General features: G+C 59.3%; 14 protein-coding genes and 2 pseudogenes. 6 read left to right on the top strand and 10 right to left on the bottom strand.

What is annotated here, in order from left to right:
- Positions 1-483 precede the first annotated feature (483 nt).
- Positions 484-906, bottom strand: a complete 423-nt coding sequence (locus tag Q2941_RS29390) for a hypothetical protein (RefSeq protein ID WP_458194546.1) — start codon at positions 904-906, stop codon at positions 484-486.
- A gap of 62 nt (positions 907-968) precedes the next feature.
- Here Q2941_RS29390 and Q2941_RS29385 point away from each other — a divergent pair, with 62 nt between their 5' ends.
- A complete protein-coding gene (locus Q2941_RS29385; protein ID WP_458194545.1) occupies positions 969-1,598 on the top strand; it encodes an FMN-binding negative transcriptional regulator in 630 nt (209 codons plus the stop codon).
- A 216-nt stretch (positions 1,599-1,814) separates the two neighbouring features.
- Here the strand turns inward: Q2941_RS29385 and Q2941_RS29380 are convergent, their stop codons facing one another.
- From Q2941_RS29380 to Q2941_RS29370, 3 genes are all read right to left on the bottom strand, one after another.
- Positions 1,815-3,518, bottom strand: a complete 1,704-nt coding sequence (locus Q2941_RS29380) for a carbon-nitrogen hydrolase family protein (protein ID WP_458194544.1) — start codon at positions 3,516-3,518, stop codon at positions 1,815-1,817.
- A gap of 533 nt (positions 3,519-4,051) precedes the next feature.
- Positions 4,052-5,386 carry an oxygen-independent coproporphyrinogen III oxidase gene (hemN, locus tag Q2941_RS29375; protein WP_458194543.1) on the bottom strand — a complete coding sequence of 445 codons (1,335 nt, stop codon included), beginning with the start codon at positions 5,384-5,386 and terminating at the stop codon, positions 4,052-4,054.
- Positions 5,387-6,487: 1,101 nt separating this feature from the next.
- Positions 6,488-8,281 (bottom strand): sigma 54-interacting transcriptional regulator, encoded by a 1,794-nt coding sequence (locus Q2941_RS29370; RefSeq protein WP_458194542.1) that lies wholly within the window; start codon positions 8,279-8,281, stop codon positions 6,488-6,490.
- A gap of 388 nt (positions 8,282-8,669) precedes the next feature.
- Between Q2941_RS29370 and Q2941_RS29365 the strand changes: the two genes are divergently transcribed.
- From Q2941_RS29365 to Q2941_RS29350, 4 genes are all read left to right on the top strand, one after another.
- Positions 8,670-10,145, top strand: coding sequence for a benzaldehyde dehydrogenase (locus tag Q2941_RS29365; protein ID WP_458194541.1), 1,476 nt, complete (start codon positions 8,670-8,672; stop codon positions 10,143-10,145).
- Positions 10,146-10,371: 226 nt separating this feature from the next.
- Positions 10,372-11,472 (top strand): NAD(P)-dependent alcohol dehydrogenase, encoded by a 1,101-nt coding sequence (locus Q2941_RS29360; protein WP_458194540.1) that lies wholly within the window; start codon positions 10,372-10,374, stop codon positions 11,470-11,472.
- 209 nt (positions 11,473-11,681) lie between these two features.
- A complete protein-coding gene (locus tag Q2941_RS29355; RefSeq protein ID WP_458194561.1) occupies positions 11,682-12,158 on the top strand; it encodes an Lrp/AsnC family transcriptional regulator in 477 nt (158 codons plus the stop codon).
- Between the two features lie 824 nt (positions 12,159-12,982).
- Positions 12,983-13,288, top strand: coding sequence for an HU family DNA-binding protein (locus Q2941_RS29350; protein WP_458194539.1), 306 nt, complete (start codon positions 12,983-12,985; stop codon positions 13,286-13,288).
- Between the two features lie 337 nt (positions 13,289-13,625).
- Here Q2941_RS29350 and Q2941_RS29345 read toward each other — a convergent pair whose 3' ends face one another.
- The 6 genes and pseudogenes from Q2941_RS29345 to Q2941_RS29320 all read right to left on the bottom strand — a co-directional run bounded on the left by Q2941_RS29345 (position 13,626) and on the right by Q2941_RS29320 (position 19,176).
- Positions 13,626-14,111 (bottom strand): cytochrome b/b6 domain-containing protein, encoded by a 486-nt coding sequence (locus Q2941_RS29345; protein WP_458194538.1) that lies wholly within the window; start codon positions 14,109-14,111, stop codon positions 13,626-13,628.
- A 3-nt stretch (positions 14,112-14,114) separates the two neighbouring features.
- A complete protein-coding gene (locus Q2941_RS29340; protein WP_458194537.1) occupies positions 14,115-14,930 on the bottom strand; it encodes an FAD:protein FMN transferase in 816 nt (271 codons plus the stop codon).
- Positions 14,931-14,932: 2 nt separating this feature from the next.
- The gene (locus Q2941_RS29335; protein ID WP_458194536.1) at positions 14,933-15,388 is read right to left on the bottom strand and encodes an FMN-binding protein; all 456 of its coding nucleotides are present in this window, start codon (positions 15,386-15,388) and stop codon (positions 14,933-14,935) included.
- A gap of 25 nt (positions 15,389-15,413) precedes the next feature.
- Positions 15,414-16,424 carry a DUF6662 family protein gene (locus Q2941_RS29330; protein WP_458194535.1) on the bottom strand — a complete coding sequence of 337 codons (1,011 nt, stop codon included), beginning with the start codon at positions 16,422-16,424 and terminating at the stop codon, positions 15,414-15,416.
- A 477-nt stretch (positions 16,425-16,901) separates the two neighbouring features.
- A pseudogene (locus Q2941_RS29325) lies at positions 16,902-17,024 on the bottom strand (DUF2130 domain-containing protein); the annotation flags it as partial.
- Between the two features lie 221 nt (positions 17,025-17,245).
- Positions 17,246-19,176: pseudogene (locus Q2941_RS29320) on the bottom strand (putative bifunctional diguanylate cyclase/phosphodiesterase).
- A gap of 650 nt (positions 19,177-19,826) precedes the next feature.
- Between Q2941_RS29320 and Q2941_RS29315 the strand changes: the two are divergent.
- Positions 19,827-20,129 carry a hypothetical protein gene (locus Q2941_RS29315; protein ID WP_458194534.1) on the top strand — a complete coding sequence of 101 codons (303 nt, stop codon included), beginning with the start codon at positions 19,827-19,829 and terminating at the stop codon, positions 20,127-20,129.
- Positions 20,130-20,599: the final 470 nt, after the last annotated feature.

Below are 20,599 nucleotides of genomic sequence, written 5' to 3'. Positions count from 1 at the left end.
GGGCAACGTAAGCGAGCTAATGCAGATCAAAGAGATACTGTTTCATGAACGGGAAGCACACTACGTTTTTTTGCTATTGGTCTCATACATTCTGAAGTACCATCCAACCGTTTTGCCGGAAAGATTTAATGTCCTATTTGATCGTCGCCACTGCGCTAAGAAGCATTTGGAGAAAGCGCTTGAAAGGGTCGAGTTACCTGTAGAAGCTCCTGAAAAATACCCTGGCAAAAGGCGCTCCGATGAGGGGCTTCCCGAGTTTTTTCGAAGGGTTTGGGGGCCGTTCTTACGTGCCGGGCTTTCGATGTCGCACCTAAAGCGGTTGGATAAGTCGCTCTATCTTGCAATCTATAATTTCCGTCGATCCAATTGTTGGCCTGACGATCTCGCGCTTCCAAACCGGGAAACTGCGTTGAGGGAAGCCGTCCGAATTTTCCAGGAACAGGGTGTTCAGGCGATGTCAGCCGATAAGCACATTTCTGTTGCTCATTTCCTCAAGCGCCAGACGATGTATTCATCAGCGTCTCGCCCGCGGCGAGGACCTCCCCGAAAGGCTTGAGCCGTGGCGCAAAAGGTTTCTTTGAGCAGCCACGTTGGGTTCAGCAAGGTGTCGGAAAGATTCGAATTTTTCTGGAATGTTTGGAAGCGGTGCTCGCCGTTACGCGAGCACCTTACCCGGTAAGCAATCTCTCGGGTTCTGCGGCGGTAATGCTGATCGCCTGCTTCGTGCTGGAGAATCAGTGCCGCTTGCCCTAACCGGCTCGGCGAGCACCCTTGCCGTATTGGTTCACCGTCCGGCAGCAGGTTGCCAATCACGTTGATGACCGAGACGCCAATTTTTCGGTATTTGAAGTCATGGCGAGGCTTCGTTCCCCGCGGTAGTCGGAAGGGCCGCAACTCGACCATCATAGCTGGCAGTTCCAAGCGAACCAGATTGGGGCTATCTCCGGACCGGAGAACGGAGAACCACCATGTATGTGCCCCCCGCTTTCAGCAATGATGAGATCGAAAACATCCGAGCGACCATCCGCTCCGCTCGTTTGGCCAGCCTTGTCACGGCCACGGCCGAAGGACCAATCGCAACACCACTGCCGTTCTTCCTCGATGAGACCGCAGGGGAGTACGGGGTGCTGTACGGGCATTTGGCAAAGGCCAATCCACAGTGGCGCTCGGCTCCAATCGGGGAGGCTTTAGCGATTTTCATGGGCCCGGAAGCGTATGTGACGCCCTCATGGTACGCCACCAAGTCAGAAACCGAAAAGGTGGTGCCCACATGGAACTACGTCGCCGTCCACGCCTACGGCCCGGTTGAGTTTTTCGAGGAGCCGGAACGGCTCCTCGACGTGGTGACGCGGCTCACCGACCTTCATGAGACGTCGCGCGCGAACCCTTGGGCAGTCAGCGACGCCCCCGCAGATTTCATTGCCGCAGAGTTGCGCGGGATCGTCGGGGTGCGCATCCTCGTGACCAGGTTCGAGGGCAAGCACAAAATGAGCCAGAACTGCTCCGTAGCCGACCGCATAGGCGTCGCCGCCGGCCTTGCCGCGAGCGAACAGCCGCGGGATCGGGAAGTGGCTTGTCTTATTCCGGTTCAGCGCTAGGACAAGCCGCGCAAATGACGAATAGGTGAGCGAGCTTGGCTTCGAACAAGTCGGGAGCCGCATCATCGGTCTCGCGTTGGCGAAGCGGCCTGCCAGCTGATAATCGAAAGGAAACGCTCCCCGGTTCGATTGAATGGTTGATGGAGGGTGGCCCGCCATTGGTGCGACAGTGGCGGCGCGGCCGGGGGACCCGCCGCCATCCTGCGCTGCGCTCGGCTATTCCGCGGTGATGTTCGTAAAGCCATGTGGCTCGACGAGTGCGCCGTAGGTCGAGGGTTGACGGTTGGCGAACATATGGACGTTCGCCATCATATGCTTCTGGCGTGCATTGGCGATCTCGATGACCTCCAGGACCACCTTGTGCATGTCCGGATGGTACGGAATCGCGATATCAACGTCCCACACTGGAAACTGGGCGGGCAATGCCACCATGCTGCCGCCGCCGAATGGCGCGTCGACACGGTTGGCGAGGATGACAGCACATCGGTTATCCACTGCGCGTGGCACGGCCAGCAAGGTCCGCTCCTTGCGATCTTGCAAGCGAGATGGCCACAGGATCACGTCGGCGCCGTTGGTTCCGAGGCAACGGGCCGCTTCGGGAAACATCCCATCATATCCCATCATGACGCCGATGCGCCCGAACGGCGTTTCGGTGACGGGGTAGTCCGAACCAGCCGTCGCCCATGCACGTTCATCCGCAAAGAGATGGACCTTTCGGTAGGACATCAGCACATTGCCGTCCGGTCCGATCAGGAAGGACGTCGAATAGAGCTTTCCAGCCGCCTCTTCGACATTCGGCACGAGGATTGCGCATTCTTCCGACTTGCAGAGCGCGCTGAACGTGTTCAGAAGCTTGCCATTCATCGCGGCCAGCCGTTTCGCCTCGGCGGGGTCGATCCTCCAGTTTGGCGATGCGAAATATTCCGGTAGTACCATGAGTTGGACACCGAACCTTGCCGCATGCCCGACTTGCTCCACTACGCGATCGAGGGTCGTGGGTGGAGATTCCGATACATGGCTCTGGATCGCAGCGATGTTGAACGTCATTTCGCCCGGAACGATTCGCCGATTGCTGGTTTCGGCGACTTTCGTGTCCGCATAGGCAGCCGTCAGAACCTTATAGGTGTCGGGCCGGCGGTCGGCGAACTTGTCCGCACCGAGAGTCATGGCTTTGTTGTCAGCGAGCGTCGGGTCGATATCGCTGATGGCCATGCCGTGTGTGTCCCAAGCGACCTTGGCACGCAGATTGCCGCTGGGGTCGACGATCATGCTTCCGCCCGGATAGTAGATCGATCGCTCCTGTCCTGCCTTCGTAGCGGCACATATCCAGACGCCATTCTCAAAAGCGCGGGCCGGACGCCACATGTCGGCCTGATCGATCAGGAAGAAGTTGGCCATGTCGATGATGACCTGTGCTCCACCTAAGGCCGTGCAGCGCGGAATTTCAGGGATGCGGCCATCGAAGCAGATCATGAGGCCGACCCTGCCGAGCTCGGTCTCGACCACCGGGAAACCGCGCTCGCCGAACGCGAACCAGTTCTGGTCGTGCGTCGTCAGGAATTGCTTGTGATAGTGGACCACAAGCTCTCCTTTTCTGTCGAGCAGTATCCCGGTGTTGAACACCTTATCCGCTTTCGGATCCCATTCCGTCATGCCGCTGGCGACGAACATATCGTTCTCGCGCGCGAGTTTCGCAAGGCTGCTGACAAAGCGCCCGTTGATTGGCTCCGCGACCTTTCGAGCGTGCGAAATTGAATCGTAAAGATATCCGGCGTTCATGCACTCCGGAAAGACGATAAGACGTACGTCCTGAAGGGCAGCCTGTTTCACATAGTGCTCGCAGATTCTAATATTCGCCTCGACGTTCCCGACCTCGGCGAGCGTCTGCACTGCGGCAGCGCGATATAGATAGGACTTCATGGGATGCTCCGTTAGCCTCGATAGCGACAGTTGATAAGACGGCGATGTGCGATTTGCTGATCGACACTGCTGCTTCTAAAGAGCAGTGTGCGTGCCGAAATTTGCCTCGTGCCCCCGTGCGGGTTCATTTTGGCGAAATCTGAAGGCGACAACGGGCGGATCGGTCGAGCGAGCAGGGCGCGTCCGCCCCGGGCGGACCGGGCTCCAGAGCATGATCCGGAAAAGTGTGAAGCGGTTTTCCGAGAGATCATGCTCAAACCACAACCTAAAGCGCGATGACGATTCATCCCAATCTCATCGCGCTTTAGGCTGCGCCCCGAGTCGCCACGGAAAGTGGCGTCTCGGCCCTTCGGGTAACGATCCCGTCGCGCAAGTAAGGAACTGCTGCGGCACTCGCGGGAGACACGGCTATCGCTATTACGGTCTTCTCACGTCGTGGCCGCTATTAAACCGGTCTCGTCGCTGCACTCGTTCCGGTGTGCCGGCTTTGCCGTCGCTATGCTCACGTTGACCGCTTGCGCTGCTTGGATGTGCTAACAGGGCGAGCGGTATGGATAAGCGTCGAATGCTGCGGCAACAGAGCGAATTAGAAAACGGTACTCCCGCCTCACACGGATCAACCCATTTTCAATGTCCACTATCCCGTCTTCGGCGAGTCTCGCCAAGCGTTCAGCTGAATCAAGAAACGAAGCCGGATCGGATCCGTAAGCAGCGCAGATTGCCGGCACGTCGACCTCTAGATCGCACATCAGTCGCTCGATGATCGCGCCTCGGACGCGGTCTTCGTGGGTGAGATGGCAGCCCTTTGATGTCGCCAGGCGGCCAGCTCTGATGTGCCGGCTGTAGGAACCCGCTGCGACTTCGTTCTGGACATAACCCTCGCCCAAGCGGCCGATGGCCGACGCACCAAAGCCGATCAGGGTTTTACAGGTGTCTGCCGAGTACCCCAGAGAGTTACGCCGCAGGCGACCGGTTTTCTGCGCCAGCGCGAGATCATCCTCAGGCAAAGCAAAATGGTCGAGTCCGATTTGGCGATAACCGGCAGCGACCAGCGTTTCGGCCACGGCCGCCGCCTGTTCGGCACGGGCAACGCTATCGGGTAGCGCTGCCTCGTTGATCAGGCGTTGATTTTTCCTGAAGGCAGGAATATGCGCGTAACTGAAAACCGCGAGCCGGTCGGGGCGCATGGCCACGGCCGTTGTCGCGGTTCGTACGGATGACTGCACCGTCTGCCTTGGAAGACCGTAGATCAGGTCGAAGTTGATGCGGCTTATTCCACGCTGGCGTAGATTTTCGACGGCGGCCGCCGTCTGCGCCTCAGTTTGAACCCGATTGATCGCTTTTTGAACAGTGGGATCAAAGCTCTGCACGCCGAGGCTCGCGCGGTTCACGCCGGCTGTTTCTAAAGCTTCGGCCATCTCGGCCGTGAATGTGCGCGGGTCGATCTCGATGGCAATGCTAGTCGATCTCCTGAATGCAAAATGGAGGCGCAAGTGTTCCATCAAGTCCAAGAACTCCGTTGGCTTGATGAGAGTGGGCGATCCCCCGCCGAAGTGTATGTCGCTCACGACTAACCCTTGCGGCACTAGCTTCGCGACCAAGCGGATTTCCTCACGCAGCACCGCCGAATAATCCTGGATCGGCGCATCCCGGTCAGTCATCGTCGTTGGAAAGCCACAGTACCAGCAAATCGAGCGGCAGAACGGAACGTGGAGATAGAGCGACACTGGCTCGGCGGCGGGCAGGCACCTCAGCCATGTCTCACAAGCCTTGGTACCGACCGCATCGGAAAACTGCGGTACGGTTGGATAGATCGTGTACCAAGGCAGGCGGGCATCAAAATACTTGTTTAAGGTTGAGGTATCCAACGGCCACTGTCCCCTGCCTATGTCAGCATCACCCTGCTCTCAGTCGCGATGAGCGGCAGGCGCTGCGCGATCAATCTTGAGATGGAAGCGCGCTGATGGTCCGCCCGGCGCGCAACGCATCTGAGTTCGAGTGCTCTCGGAGGCTTCCGGATAAGCACGACAGGGCCACTACAGCTCTTCCTGGCCGCGGTATTGAAACGGCCGTCCTTAGGTCGCGAGGTGGCGAGTACCCAGTCTTGATTGCGATGTTGCCCGCCGCCTCCTCAGGTGTCCGGATGAGGAAGTCAACGGCATCGTAATCCGATCTGCTGGAGTCGTAGTAGCGAACCTGTGTCCTTACTTCCAGTCGATCACGTCCGCTAAGTGTCAACCTTGCCGTTCTCACTGAAGACCCCGAGGTCCATTTAACTTCCAGGCTTCCATAGTCGAACTTGGAACCCTGCGTCTGCGCGATGCCCCAATCGCAGTCGGCCGGACGACATCTGCTCCATGCATGAACGAGGGCTTTGTCGAACTGCTGGTCGATCAATATGTGTGTGATGTTACCTCTGGTCGGATTCTCATTAGACCACTTTCCGGCAAAGTCGGCGATTGTCGCGCCACCGAGAGTGTGCGCCACCGGTGAGTCAGTGTGCTGGGCCCATGCCGGGTGGAGAAGCAGAACTGTGAGCAGTGTGACCGCAGATAATCGCAACATCTTCTTTGTCCTGTCAGTTTGACATGCAAAGTTGGCAACAACCATGCCAGCCAGCTGGACCAGCGAAATGGGGCGCTTGGAGCAGATCTCGCCTGCGCAGCTCAGCCGCGCCTCGTCGTAAGCCCGACAAGCCGGCGCATCAACAGAACGCGGATGTTAGATTCCTTACCTAACGTCTCTGGATTCGAGTGCGAGCTTGATGGTTGTGTAGGTGCTCACTGATGGCATGCCATGCCCTGTGCGATGACCAGTCGAACCGCGCACCAGCTCGCCACCCGAGTTGTCGCCTTACGTAGCGTGCGGCAGGTTCTTCGGTCAGACCGCCGATTCGCAAAAGTGAAGCGCCATCATCTGATGCCAACCAGAAAGCGCCTTTCCACTAATGCGAGGGGAGCGACGTGTCGCTATGGTCTTAGGCCAAGACGGCGAAGTCGATAGTCGAGTTTTGGTCTGCTGATCCTCAAAAGGCGCGCGGCGGCCGACACATTACCGTTTGCCTGGGCCAGCGCGGAGCGATAGGCGGCGACCTCCATCTCTGCAAACGACTTGTCCGGGGACGATGCGCCTCCGTTGACAAAGGCGGTGCTCTTGTCTTCCGTTGACGGTGGATCCACTCCAAGTAGCGGCATGCGTCCCAGTCGCCCTTCACTCGTGAGTTGGATTGAGAATGGTGGCAGCAGCTCTGAGCCGCTGAACAGATGTCCAATATCTATGATGCCGCCGTCGTCGGCATACACGACGCCGCGCTCGATCAGGTTCTGCAGTTCGCGGATGTTACCGGGATAATCGTATTTGAACAGCGCGTCGGTGGCGCGCCGGCTGAAGCCCATCAGGTGCCGGCCGTGCCGCGCGCAATAGATGCCGAGGAAATGCGCCATTAAGAGTGGGATGTCGTCGCGCCGCTCTCGCAGCGGGGGGATCGCAATCGGGAACACGCAGAGCCGGAAATAGAGATCCTGCCTAAAACGTCTGGCCGCGACCTCGGTAGTCAGATCGACGTTGGATGCCGCCACGACGCGGACGTCGAGCGAGATGGTCTTCGTGCCGCCGACGCGTTCGATCTTGCGTTCCTGCAGCGCCCGCAGCACTTTGCCCTGCGCCGAATAGGTCAGTGACGCGATCTCGTCGAGAAACAACGTGCCGCCGGAGGCGCGTTCGAAATAGCCGGCGCGCGAGGCAATGGCGCCGGTATAGGCACCTTTCTCCACGCCGAACAGTTCGGATTCGACAAGCTGTTCGGGGATCGCGGCACAGTTGATCGCGACGAAAGGACCGGTGCTGCGCCGGCTCATGGCGTGCAACTGACTGGAGAACAGCTCCTTGCCGACGCCGGATTCGCCGACGAACAGCACGGTGGCGTCGGTCGCCGCGACGCGCTCGAGCTGGCGGCGGGTCCGAACGAACGCAGCGGAGACGCCGACTGCGACTGTGTCGCTGTCGTCTGCGCGGGGCGGGCTTTCGGTCGTCGTGATCGGGCCCTTGCAGACCGCATGCACAGAGCGGCTCCTCCATTCCAGTCCGAAATAGTTGCGCTCAGGCGCGTCATCACCCCATGCATCTGCGTGCTGGCCGACCACCACGCAACGCGGCGCGCCCATGCCGACGCATTCGACTTCCCGAAAGATAACCGGCCAGCCGCACAGCTTGGTGGTATAGCCGGAGGGATAGCCAGCCTGTAGCCAGCAGACCGGCTCGCTGGCGAGGCCATAACTCGCGAGGTGCTCGGCCGCTTCCGAGGAGTCCTCCCAGAGGAATTCGCCGAAATAGGTGCACTTGTCGCGGTCGAATTCGAAATGCCGTGTGGTCACCTTGACGAAGCCTTCCAGCGTATGCACGCGCGGCCCGGCCGCGAGCGCGTGCGTGAGGTCTTCATTCGGGAAGCGCTTCCGGATCAACTCGGCGTCGCGCATGCCCTGCATGTAACCGACACGCATGAACAGCGCTCTCGCAGTTTCGACTCCGAACGCGTCGATGATCTCGCTGCGCAGGCGCCCGAGCACCTGCGACTGCATCAGCACCATCCGCTGGTCGTTGAGCCAGATGCGGCCGTCGCCGAGCGCGAAATGCAGTGACTCGGCGAGATCGTTGAAGGTCGGCGCGGCGCCGGTTTCGAGTTCGCTGCTGGCACCACGCGTGACAATCCGGGCCGCGCGGCGGGACGCCTCCGCCAGTGAAATCCGGGAGCCACGCTCCGCCATCTGGGCCTCACTCTTTCATTAAATGGTGAAATATCTTCCGGAGGGGACTTCATTATTTCAGGAAAATCGGACGATGGAAGTCCTATCGCGTTGAACCTCCCCATGTTGGCTATTGTCACCTAAGTATTTGGTTTCGCGTAGTAATTTCAATAATCGAGTGGCCGTCTAAGGGCGGTTGGCACCAGCCTTGCTAACTGCTGAGCCGCTCGCGGGAGGAAGCGAAGCAAGAGGACCGGGTCACGGTCTCGACCAGGACTGCGGCGCGTGACGATTGCCACGCGGCGTCCAGCAAACGGTCTTGCACCTCTTTCTCCTCAGCACGGCAAGCCGCGGTCGCAATGACCGAACAGTCAATCGATCCGCATCAGGCGGAGGGGAGGAAATTTTGATGAACATGCAGGCCCGTGATTTCATTGCCGTCGACCGTTGGCGCGGCAAGGCGTTCCTGGGGGAATGGAGTACAACTGATGGCGGCGTGATGGAGATCAGCAATCCGGCGACCTGCGCGGTGCTCGGTTCGGTCGGCATCGCCGATCCGAGGGACATCGCCAAGGCCGCGCGCGAAGCGCGCCAGGTCCAGCCGGCATGGGCTGCGAAGCCGCCCCAGGAGCGCGCGGCGATCCTCAACAAAGCCGCTGATCTGCTCGAGCAGAACGGCGAGGAGTTGATCGGCTGGATCATGCGCGAGAGCGGCTCAATCCAGCCCAAGGCCGCGATCGAGATCGAGCATGGAGCGGCTTTCGTGCGCCACGCGGCGGCGATCGCGATCGAGCCCAATGGGATCGTGCTGCCGTCGATGGAGCAGGGGCGATCGAACACCGCGAAGCGCGTACCCCACGGCGTCGTCGGCGTGATATCGCCGTTCAACTTCCCGCTGGTCCTTTCCATCCGCGCCATTGCCGCCGCGCTGGCGGTGGGCAATGCCGTAGTGCATAAGCCCGATCCACGCACCGCGGTCTCCGGCGGCATCATCATCGCCCGCATCTTCGAGGACGCGGGACTGCCCAGAGGCGTGCTGCAAGTCGTGCCGGGCGGCGCGGCCGCGGGCGAGGCGATGTGCGCCGATCCCAACATCGCGATGATCTCCTTCACCGGATCGGCGGAGGGCGGCAGCAAGGTCGGCGAGGTCGCCGGCCGTCATCTCAAGAAAGTCCAGCTCGAACTCGGCGGCAAGAACTCGCTGATCGTGCTCGACGATGCCGATGTCGACGTCGCGGCCTCCAACACTGCCTGGGGTGCGTTCCTGCATCAAGGGCAGATCTGCATGTCGACCGGCCTCGTGCTCGTACAGGCGAGCATCGCTGACGCGCTGGCGACGAAGGTCGCCGAGAAGGCGCGACATCTGCCCACGGGCGATCCATCGTCGGGACAGGTTGCGCTCGGTCCCATTATCAGCGACGCGCAGGTGGCGAAGATCCAGGCGATCGTCGACGATGCAGTGGCGAAGGGCGCGCGGCTGCTCGCCGGAGGCGGCCACGACGGACGCTACTACCAGGCGACCGTGCTGGCCGGCGTGAAGCCCGGCATGCGCGCGTTCGAGGAAGAGATCTTCGGGCCCGTCGCCTGCCTCGTCAGCTTCGCAAGCGACGATGAAGCGGTCGAGCTTGCCAACCGCTCCGACTATGGCCTCGCTGCCGGCGTGATTTCCGGTTCGCTCGCACGCGCGCGCACTGTGGGCGATCGCCTCGCTGTTGGCCAGCTCCACATCAATGACCAGACTGTCAATGGCGGGCCGTTCGCACCGTTCGGCGGGCGCGGTCGTTCCGGCAATGGCAGCCGGATCAGCGGTCCGGCAACCTGGGAAGAGTTTACGCAATGGATGTGGACCTCGGAGAAGCCGCAGGCGACTCCCTATCCGTTCTGATCCGCCGCACCTCGTGCAGTTTCCCCGCGCCCGCGCGCTAGAGCGTGATCCGGACCCGAAGGGCCGCGTTAGTGCAAAGTGTGCAGCGGTTTTCCCTCGCGAGGAACGCAGAACGCGTTTGCGCGGAGATCATGCTCAAACAAAAACCTAAAGCGCGATGACGATTCATCCCAATCCGCGCTTTAGGAGCATCCCACCTTTCAATTCCTCACCTCCGGAGACCAAGATGAAGATCCGCGCCGCTGTCGCCCGCGAAAAGGGGGCACCGCTGAGCCTTGAAACCATTGACCTCGAGGCCCCGCGCCCTAACGAGATTCTCGTCAAGGTAAAGGCCACGGGCGTCTGTCACACCGATATTGTCGTCCGCGACGGCATGCTGCCGACGCCGTTACCTGTCGTGCTCGGTCACGAAGGCGCGGGCGTCGTCGAAGCGGTCGGCGCTGACATCACCAAGGTGAAACCCGGCGATCGCGTGGTGATGACCTTTAATTCCTGCGGCGCGTGCCCGAGCTGCCAGGACCACGCGATCAGCTATTGCCATGAATTCTTCCCGCGCAACTTCTTCGCACAGCGCGCGGATGGATCCAGCGCGCTGTCGGCGCAGGGAGCGCCGATCAACGGCAACTTCTTTGGCCAGTCGTCATTCGCGACCTATGCGCTTTGCCACGAGGTCAATGTGGTGAAGGTCACTTCCGACGTCCCGCTCGAGCTGCTTGGGCCGCTCGGTTGCGGCGTGCAGACCGGCGCCGGCGCGGTGATCAACGCGCTGAAGGTTTCCGCCGGAAAATCCTTCGCGGTGTTCGGATCCGGATCGGTCGGATTGTCAGCGCTGATGGCGGCGCACGTGGTAGGCGCCACCACCATCATCGCGGTCGATGTCAACCCGGCAAGGCTCGAGATTGCGAGGTCGCTCGGGGCCACCCACGTGATCGATCCGCGCCAAACCAATGTGGTCGAGGCGATCATGCGGATCACCGGCACGGGTCTGAATTTCGCGCTCGACACAACCGGCCTGCCTGCGGTGATCCGCAACGCCGTGGAGAGCCTTGGCCCGCGCGGCACCTGCGGCATTCTCGGCGCATCTACGTCGGATGCGGAGATCGTGCTCAACGAGACGCATTTCATGAGCGCCGGCCGCCGCCTGATCGGCATCGTCGAGGGCGACTCCAATCCCGCTGTCTTCATTCCGATGCTGATCGATCTCTACCGCAGGGGCCGTTTCCCATTCGACAAGCTCGTCAAGTTCTACACGCTCGATGAGATCAACACTGCGATCCATGATTCGGAGACCGGCGCCGTAATCAAACCGATCGTGCTGATGAACTGAACACAAGGTCATTTGTAGCGGCGAGGGGCCGAGCCGAGCTCCTCGTCCGCCGGACCCAGTTCCAAATGGGCCTTCTCGACGTCTTGCTGCGGATTTCTGGTAGTCTGAACGCTCCAAGAAGGCATTTTCGTTGCATTTTCTCTTCTTTCGGAGGATTTTCGCCATCGCACAGGATCTTGACGGCGAAATTCATCTCAAAGTGGCCGGTTATGCGATACGACCGAATAGACGCGCGCATCCTCGAGATCGTGCAAAAGAACAACCGCCTAACTTCAGATGTAATCGGCGAAATGGCCGGACTTTCTGCCACCGCATGTCAACGACGACTGAAGAGGCTCCGTTCGGAAGGCATCATCGAAGCTGATGTCTCAATCCTATCGCCGAAGGCGGTAGGACAACCGATTCAGATGCTTGTGCTGGTGACCCTGGAACGGGAGCGTTCGGACATAATCGATAAGTTCAAGAAGGCTATCAAATCGTCCGTCCAAGTCGTCAATGGATTTTACGTCACAGGCGACGCCGACTTTGTCCTCTACGTTACCGCGGGCACCATGGAAGAATATGAGCAGTTCACGCGGCGCTTCTTCTATGAGAACACGGACATTAAGGGCTTTAAAACGATGGTCATAATAGATCGCGTAAAGGCGGGCTTCGCCATTCCTGTTGAGGAGCCGCCTGAGGATTGACAAGGAATCGCAGCCCACGAATCTTTGACGCTGCAAGTAACAAAGCCGCAATCCCCGGATACGTTGCGACTCCGGGCAGCTCGAGGTCATGTGAAGTCAATAAGACGCCGAGATGCCCGCTCTGATGCATTGTCCTTGAGGCCTCGTTCATCGTAAGCGCCGCGAACTTGTTCTCTCTCTCGCTTCGACAGCTTACGCAAGATCCCATTCTATTGTCTGACGAACGCACGCGCACAGAAACTCCACCTGCCGCGTCGCATCGAAGAACCGGTAGAAGTCTCCCGTATCGTTGAGAACTTCGACGTTGCCGCTTGGCGTCGCCTCCACCGGGTGCAAGAAAGCTGCCTGCCCGAATAGCTCTCAAGCACGTTTGCGATCCGGTCGAGGATGGCCGAGGACAGAAGAAAATGCACGCCCGCCGGGTTGGATCCCCGACGTGCCAGAAACTGATGCATCAGATAGCGATGAATGCGCCCGTTTTTACAGCGAGACCCTTGCCAACAAAACGTCATAGAGATCAACCTTCGGAGGGACCGGTTCACATAGGCAATCGCTCGGCAACACTGCGCTCTCTCGGTCCCGATCAGAAGACGGGAAAAGAGCCGGCGATCAAACCCACCTGGTATAAGAAGCAGGCAGGATGCCGGAAATACACCGAACTGATCCTTGTGTTTTGGCTTCCAATAGGTTCTAAGCTCGTTACTTCTTCATAACCTCCGCGTGAACAGGAAAGCGATTCGTGCGGTTTTGCCGTACTCGAACGAGTCACGGAGCCGGCGTATTTCACGCATTTGAATTGTTCTGTGCTTTCAAAGGAGATCAGCGTGGCTAAGATGACCAAGAACCAGCTAATTGACGTAATTGCTCAAGGAACGCAGATTTCCAAGGCTGACGTAAAGGCAGTCATCGAGCAGATGGCGACTGTAGGCTACAATGAGTTGAACCAGTCCGGTGAGTTCGTCATTCCCGGCTTCGTCAAAATGTCGGTCGTGAACAAACCTGCTACCGAAGCTCGCAGCGGAGTCAATCCCTTCACTAAGCAGCCGATGGAATTCGCGGCCAAGCCGGCCAGCAAATCGGTTAAGGCGTCACCGCTCAAGGTTGCTAAAGACGCAGTCGCGATAAGATGAAGCTCCCGCTCTCTGTGGATAGCCTCACGCGCGTGTGCCAAGGCCGTCGGCCTGACAGTTCAGGAAAAAACAATAGCTCGGAAAATGAATGCTGAACCGATTCTGGCTCGAAAGTGGCGTGGTACGGTTTCCCCTGCGCTGCGGTTCCTGCCGATCTCACGAGGAGTTCATCACCGAACGATTGTTGTAGCTCACCACCCAGGAGGCGAAAACGTAGTCAACGCGAGGGGTTTTCGTGGGACGCCCTGGCCTAGCCTCGTGGGCGATACACCGCAGCCGTAGCGCGGGCTCGATGTGCAACTCGAATGGAATTCACTGAGAACGAGTCTCGGCGTGCCTAGCGTCGACCAGTGATCGCGGATGCACAGCGACTTTCAGTCTCCCCCGCGTCCTTCTGAGATGATATCGCGCTGTCCGCGCTGCGCCTGACCGTTGCCGCAAGTAGCGCATGGACGGGAAACAACGCGATGCATGCAATCCCAATGGCGATGTGGAGCCACCGGGCCGGCTCCCGGGTTGCTTCGCCTCCGTAGTAGAGCGCGAGACCTGTCATCGCGAGCAAGACAAGCATGGCGAGCGTGGTGCCGCCGGTCCATCGTTTGCGGCGCCGGTACCAGCCCGACCGCACGTGCAGCGGCAGCAGCGAGCCGATTACGATCAAAACCGCGTAGGCCGAGACGCCATGGAGCATCAACAGCAACCGTTCGGTTTCACTGGGCTCGGCGTCGATGAGGTCGTGCAGGACGAACCAGGCGACGCCGCTCAGTGTGACCACCGCGGTTGCGGTCCAGACGGCGCTCTTTTGAACAAAGCCGAGGCGCATAGATCAGGCCGCCATCGACTGGAGATCACCGCCGCTGATGAAAGCCGTTGCGCCGAAGCGAGCGAAGCAGGGATGCTGCGGCTCGCCGCTCTGGACCAGGACCTTTGTTAAAGCGTCCGCGACGATGCAGCTTGGTGCGACGACCGAATAGGCTCGTCTGTCCGTTGTGGAGCCCGGCGATTCCTGCGCTCCGTTCCGGCCGACAGTGGCGATGGAAGAGGAGGTCGCAATGGCGCCGTTGCGCAAAAATCCGGCCTGCAGCAAGCCCCGGCCTGGAACGTGCACATGGATCGGCTGGTCGATCTCGCCCGTGACGCGCAGGTCGCCGCCGGCGTTGACAGTCGCGCATCGAACGCCCGCTGCGCGAAGCGAGGCGATGGCGCGATCCACCGCGTAGCCCTTGGCTATTCCGCCAAGGTCGATCGCGACCGGTGCCGTCAATCGCACGGACCGATCCTCCGACAGGCGGACTGCGCTGAAGTCGCCCTCACAGACATGGTCGAGCTCGTCGGACGGCAGCAACTCGCGGCGCATCAGCTCGAAGCCGACCGCGCAGTCGAACAGGCCATTGCTTGCGGCGTGAAACGCTGCTGCGTGACGCAAAACGCGCGCCGTCCAGGGATGGACCGCCACGGGCCTCCGGAACGCCTCGCGATTAATGCGTCCGATGTCGCTACCTGCATCGTGGAAGCTCATCAAGTGCTGAACCAGCGTCACAGCCTCGAATGCGCAGGCTATCGCTCGTTCAGCGTCGGCTTGTGCGACGCCATCGACCTCGATCTCCACGATCGTGCCCAGCATCGGTCGTGCACGCCTCATGGCTACTGCCCCTTGAGACTCTGGTACTGCCCGACGACGCGCCTCACGCCATCAGTGATGTGCTTGCACGACAAGGTCGCGCCGCTGATGTTCTTGATATCGACATCGAGCTGCAGCGGCGAGCTCGCGCTCTTGCCTATGAATTGCGAGCGCCACGAGGCCTCGCGAACCTCGTAGCCATAGGACTCGTTGTATTCGAGGATCTCGATGTGCTTGACCGCGCCGCCAGCGGTGATGCCGACGGCGTATTTGATGTATTCGTGCTTGCCGAGTACGCGGTCGATCACGACGATCCCGCCCGAGTCGGCGCGGAAAACTCCCGCGCCGCCGCCGGGGGAAAACGATGCGCCGGGAAAGATCGACTGCATCGCCTGCTGTTCACTCATATAAACGTTGGCGCTGGCCGGCGCGATCAAGACGATCGCCGCCGGCGTTGAGAGGAGTGGCGTCCACTTCATGCTGCTTGCCTAGAAATGCCGGAGCTCATTTCACGGCGAACGGCACGCCGAGACGGAACATCACCTCATCGCGTGCATGTTCATCGCCGTAGATGCGCCCATGCTTCACCACAGACGCCTGGTCCTCGTTGTAGGTGATGACCATCGGAAGCTGATGGCGCCAGGCCAGCGTCCACCAGAATTCCTTCTGGGCGTAGTGGATGACGGGTCCGGCAAAGAACGCGGAATGTTCGGGATTGTTGAACCAGTAGCCGGTAAACTCGTTGTGGACGCGGGTCTCGAAGCCGATCATCCAGTTCGGCATCACGAGATAGGACATGCCGAAGCTCACGTCGATCGGCGACGCTCTTTCGATCGAGCCGTCGGCGTAGACCCCGCGCTCATGCATGCCCATGATGTTGATAGCGGCAATGAGGCGATCGTCCAGGAAGTTCTTCTGCAAGATCACCCGCCATTCCAGCTCCTTCTCTTTCGGCCCGATCTCCGGTTCGATGTAGAGCGCAAGCCCGATCGGATCGGTCACGGGATTGAGAACCTGGTAGATGGCCTCGAAGGAAACTGAATCGAAGCGAGTCTTCTCGTAACGCGAGTATGGGTCGAAGGAAGCATCGAGAAACTGAGTAACGCCTGGTCCGCCCGTCGTCCCGTCGAAGCCGTTGCGGAAGGCGTTGGCATAACTCCAGTTGAAATAGCCGGAAATCTGCAACTGGTTGGTGAGGCCGTATTCGATCTCCTCCTTGTTCTGCATGAAAAAATACTGCCCCTGAGACTGCCCTGACTGCATAAACGATTTGTGTTCGTATTCAAACGTGCCCTGCGGATGCACATCGGCGGTGTAAATCCAGCCGAACGGTGATTCGCCCGCGCGTGCATGACAAGTGCCCAGCATCGCAGCTGCCGCGCAGATCGGTCCCACTAATCGCTTCACTGTTGTCCCCATCAGAGAAATGCCTGTGGGGCTCGGCCTACAGTGACAGACGAACGGGTGACAATGCGCCTCAGCTCGGAATCGATCTAAACGCGCCAGCGGCTTCAATCATAGGGACGCCTAGCGCCACTTCGTAAAGCTTCGGGAAAGGTAAGTAAGTGAGCAATAAGAGCGGTTTACTCGTTATGTCTGTTTCTTCCCGATTGTGATTTGAATGATTCTCGTTTTGACAAATTCCAACTCGGGCGCGCGGCTCAGCTTGAGGTCAGTCGCCTTTGACCATGAGCTCGCGTTCGGGACGCAGGTATCAAAATCACAACTTGAACCGAATGTCGGTATCGGTCATTGCGCCTCAGGGATTTGGGACGTCGCCAGATCGGTGTGCAGGGGTCTCGCGCAAGCGGCGGGTTGTCCACATGGCGCTCGGCACGAGACCTGGTTCCGTCTTCAGGTGGTTCTTCAACAACTTTCAGCAGCGGAGTTCCGATCGGACGTAGTGCATAGACGCCTACCAGCGGCACCTACGTGACCGAGCCACCAAGCCACCCAGCACTGAAATGGCTCACCGCGACGTCTCATGCGGTCTAGGTCAAAATGCTCGACGTGCTTCGGCAGGGCCTGAGAGATGATCAAGGCAACGTCGGCGCCGCAACGGCGTTGATCATCACGCAGCTTTGCCAACCAGCCATCGCTCCAGGCTTCTTGGCGTCCGCGAACCAGATGCCGAAGGGGAAAGAGGTCGACGAGGTTCAGAAGTCACGCAACGCCAGCGGTTGAAGCTGGTTGATGACGTTGATGCTGCCATTCGTGCCCAAGTGACGCCCAACAAGTCGGTCACATACCTATCTCGGGATTGATTCCGTGAGCAATGCCAGCGCCGCACGCGGCGTTCGCGCGGCATGCTGGTCGGTCGGTTTGCTCAAGGCGTCTTAAGCGGCAGGCGTCGACCATTGCTTATCTTGATCGAGCAGTGCGCCGATGCGGTCGGCTGATACTGGCCGACCGATGAGATATCCTTGGACTTCATCACAGCTGGTTTGGCGCAAATACCCGAGCTGCTCGGTAGTCTCGACGCCTTCCGCGACAACGCCAATGTGCAGATCCTGCGCCAACGTGATTATTGATTTTACGATCGCCGCGCAATCCGGCCGTGTCAGCATGTCGCGTATAAAGGACTGATCGATTTTGATGCGGGTGTAAGGCAATTTTAGCAAATAGGTCAGCGACGAAAATCCCGTTCCGAAATCGTCGAGCGCCACCGTCACCCCCAGTTGCAGCAGTGAATTCAGGATCGATGATGCCGGCCCGTACTGTGAAATCAGCATCGACTCCGTTATTTCGATTTCAGGACGGCTAGGGGCAACTCTGGCCTGCGCTAGGGCCTGCACGATTGTTTGCAGGATGCTAGTGTTATGGAATTGAGCTGCAGAAAAATTCACGGCGACCCTGAGATCAGAGGGCCAGTTCGACAGCGTCGAGCAGGCGCGTCGGACCACCCACTCACCGATCGGGTGAATCAATCCGGTTTCCTCGGCAATTGGAATGAACTCAGCCGGCGAAATGACTCCCCGGACAGGGTGTTGCCACCGCAGCAAGGCCTCAAAGCCGGTTACTCGGTTCTCGCGAATATCAAGGAATGGTTGGTAGACGAGAAAAAGCTCGTCCCTCGCGATTGCCTCCTCCAGATCCCGTTGCAGCGTCCTTCGATCGCGCGCTGATTTGTCGTCGCTGACCTCAAAGAAGCGAACCGTCCCGGGCCCCGCTTTTTTTGCGCGATAGAGCGCAAGGTCGGCATTTTTCAGGAGCTCATGAGGCGTATCGCCGTCGCGCGGCGCTAACACGATTCCGACACTCGTCGTGCCCGCTATCTCGCATCTTTCGATCAGGAATGGCTCGCCGAAAGCGCCGACGAAGAGCTCGGCGATTTCCAACGCATCTTCTACTTTGGCCAGGTTGGTCATGATGAGCGCAAACTCGTCCCCGCCGATCCGCGCGACAGTATCGGTCTCACGCGCGCAGCGCTGCAGTCTTGCCGCGGCCTGAATGAGAAACTCATCTCCTGCGGGGTGGCCGAATTTGTCGTTCACTTCCTTAAAGCGATCGAGATCAAGGAGAAAAACCGCGAATTCCTCGCCCGAGCGAGCCAACCCCTTGAGCGCAGCTTCGAGGCTTTCGTTGAAGGCGAAACGGTTCGGCAACTGAGTCAGGGGATCTCGCCGGACCCTCCTTTCGGCCTCCAATTGAGCAATGGTGCGTTTCGTGAATTCGAAAGAATGGGCGAAAACGCCGCGCAGAAGCACGAAGCCATAGGCCACAACAAGGATAGCGACGAGGAGATAGACGAAATCGCCATTTCTGCCGAGGCAGATTGCCGTACCCACAAAAATCGGAGCCGTGAATGCAACCGCCGCCACCGGAATCGTAGCGAAGGCGAATGCTCCGCCCGCGAGCATCCCGGAGCAAAGACATGTAATCACGAGTTGACCGCCATTCGAGGCGTCGGCGAAGAACGCCACCGGAACGACCGCCCAGGCGGTTCCAAGAACGAGCGCATTTCGCACCAGCCGATGCATGGCCTGTCGGGAGACGAACTGCGGCTTCGTAATCCGTCGTGATAAACGCGCCTTCAAGCCTATCGATAACGCGGCGCAAACCACGGCAGCTGCCCAGATCAGGGCATAGTTTCGGCTGGGCGAGTACCAGAGAGCAATCACGAGCACCGTCGCATTGCAGGCGTTGGCCAGCATTATGCCCAGGAAATAACGTGCCCTGCGACCGCTTCATCAGTCGCCGGGCCGCCGAAAGCCGCCAGATCCCCCGCGAGTAGCTTCGAGAGATACGAGCTCAGATATGTCCTCATCTGGGACTCCCGCAGGACTGGCTCTAACGTTGCCGCCAGCGCTGGAAGGTCGCGGCAAACATTTGAGAAAAGATAAATTCTTGAAGTTCGCCACGTCCGCGCGGCATGGGTGGCCGAACTCATTATTTAGCGATGGCTAAGGCGGGGCCGAGAGCTGGGCCGCCCCCGTGTCCTCTATCACCGCAAACGCGGGAGCACAGTTCTGTACGTTGCGTACTGACCTGCGCCTTTAATCGATCGCCGAATTCGGCTGACCGCCAATTAGACGGTGGCGCGGTACGATCGACAGTGCTCTGCGAAGATGAGATGCGCGAACGCATCGTAAGTTACGGCCGCCTGCGCCGACGATTTTCTCTGCGATGAGATCGGTATGACGCAGCTTGTGCGCGACATCTCGCCGCTTTCCCGCGCCATATCCGATAGAACGAAGCATTCCTGCGGGTTCGCCGCAAGAAGCGCACGATACGAACGCAAACGCCGATGTGTTTCGAGACAAGCCCTTCAGACGGGTCTGGCCCGGATGAATTTTAAGGGCATTGTCGAGGTTAACACTAACTCCGCTCTGTCGGAGCGGCGGACAAAGCGATCCTTGTTAGAGCGATCTAGATGATGGATTGCAGTGCGGCTCGCACTCAAACTGGAAGTGAAATGTGACGATTATGCTAGCCCTGCTAGGGAGCGCAATCATCGGACTGGCGACGGGTCTGTTCTTTCGGGTCTGGTCGATGATGCTAGCATCTCCGGCGACCGCGGTCCTCGCCGCGATTTTTCTTCAGGCCTCCGGCTTTGGCTTCTTTGCTGGCGTATCCGTCGTCATCGGATGCCTCGTTGTCGGCCAGATCGCCTACCTGCTGGCAGCGTTCTGCGTGCATAAGGGAGACATCTCAGTTCAGGACGAAGCCTACGGCGATCCAGGCGAACACCGCCATCAGGATGTCGGCGACAAGCACTAGTAGCGCAAGGCCCGTCCAGGGCGGCAGTTTTCGGCGCAGCCGGAGGGTTTTTCGCCGTGTCAGCAGACGGCCCACTAAGAACGGGAGCGCGTACCCGACAGCAATGCCAGACGCACTTCTTTGAAACAACATGGATCCCATTGCGGCACACCTTTCAATGCTAATGGTCGGTTTACCGTTTCATCAGCAAGAGCAGTGCCAGTGCGAAGCATGGGCGGCAGCGGCGCGGCGGAAATGACAGCGTCGGAAGTGTGGCACGCAATCTATCGGGGCGCGTAACAGTGGGTATCAATTGAAGGCGCGCGATTCGCTGCCAAGCCGGCGGCCCGCAGTACCGGGGAACAGGAAGTTGACTGGTGGCTGTAATCCTAACGCAACACGGCCGTGCGCCCGAGCGGGTAACCTTGAGCCGTTACCTTAACTTCAGCACGATGTTGCAGCTCCCGACACAAACCGCATTCTAGGTGACG

Source organism: Bradyrhizobium sp. UFLA05-153 (assembly GCF_054185185.1).
Note: the sequence above shows the minus strand (reverse complement) of the source record. Positions and strands in the feature narration are given on the sequence as shown.

What these genes read in the sequence shown, in the direction of transcription:
- Q2941_RS29390 (WP_458194546.1), bottom strand. Translation starts at nt 906, where the DNA reads ATGATGGTCGAGTTGCGGCCCTTCCGACTACCGCGGGGAACGAAGCCT.
- Q2941_RS29385 (WP_458194545.1), top strand. Translation starts at nt 969, where the DNA reads ATGTATGTGCCCCCCGCTTTCAGCAATGATGAGATCGAAAACATCCGA.
- Q2941_RS29380 (WP_458194544.1), bottom strand. Translation starts at nt 3,518, where the DNA reads ATGAAGTCCTATCTATATCGCGCTGCCGCAGTGCAGACGCTCGCCGAG.
- Q2941_RS29370 (WP_458194542.1), bottom strand. Translation starts at nt 8,281, where the DNA reads ATGGCGGAGCGTGGCTCCCGGATTTCACTGGCGGAGGCGTCCCGCCGC.
- Q2941_RS29365 (WP_458194541.1), top strand. Translation starts at nt 8,670, where the DNA reads ATGAACATGCAGGCCCGTGATTTCATTGCCGTCGACCGTTGGCGCGGC.
- Q2941_RS29360 (WP_458194540.1), top strand. Translation starts at nt 10,372, where the DNA reads ATGAAGATCCGCGCCGCTGTCGCCCGCGAAAAGGGGGCACCGCTGAGC.
- Q2941_RS29355 (WP_458194561.1), top strand. Translation starts at nt 11,682, where the DNA reads ATGCGATACGACCGAATAGACGCGCGCATCCTCGAGATCGTGCAAAAG.
- Q2941_RS29345 (WP_458194538.1), bottom strand. Translation starts at nt 14,111, where the DNA reads ATGCGCCTCGGCTTTGTTCAAAAGAGCGCCGTCTGGACCGCAACCGCG.
- Q2941_RS29340 (WP_458194537.1), bottom strand. Translation starts at nt 14,930, where the DNA reads ATGAGGCGTGCACGACCGATGCTGGGCACGATCGTGGAGATCGAGGTC.
- Q2941_RS29335 (WP_458194536.1), bottom strand. Translation starts at nt 15,388, where the DNA reads ATGAAGTGGACGCCACTCCTCTCAACGCCGGCGGCGATCGTCTTGATC.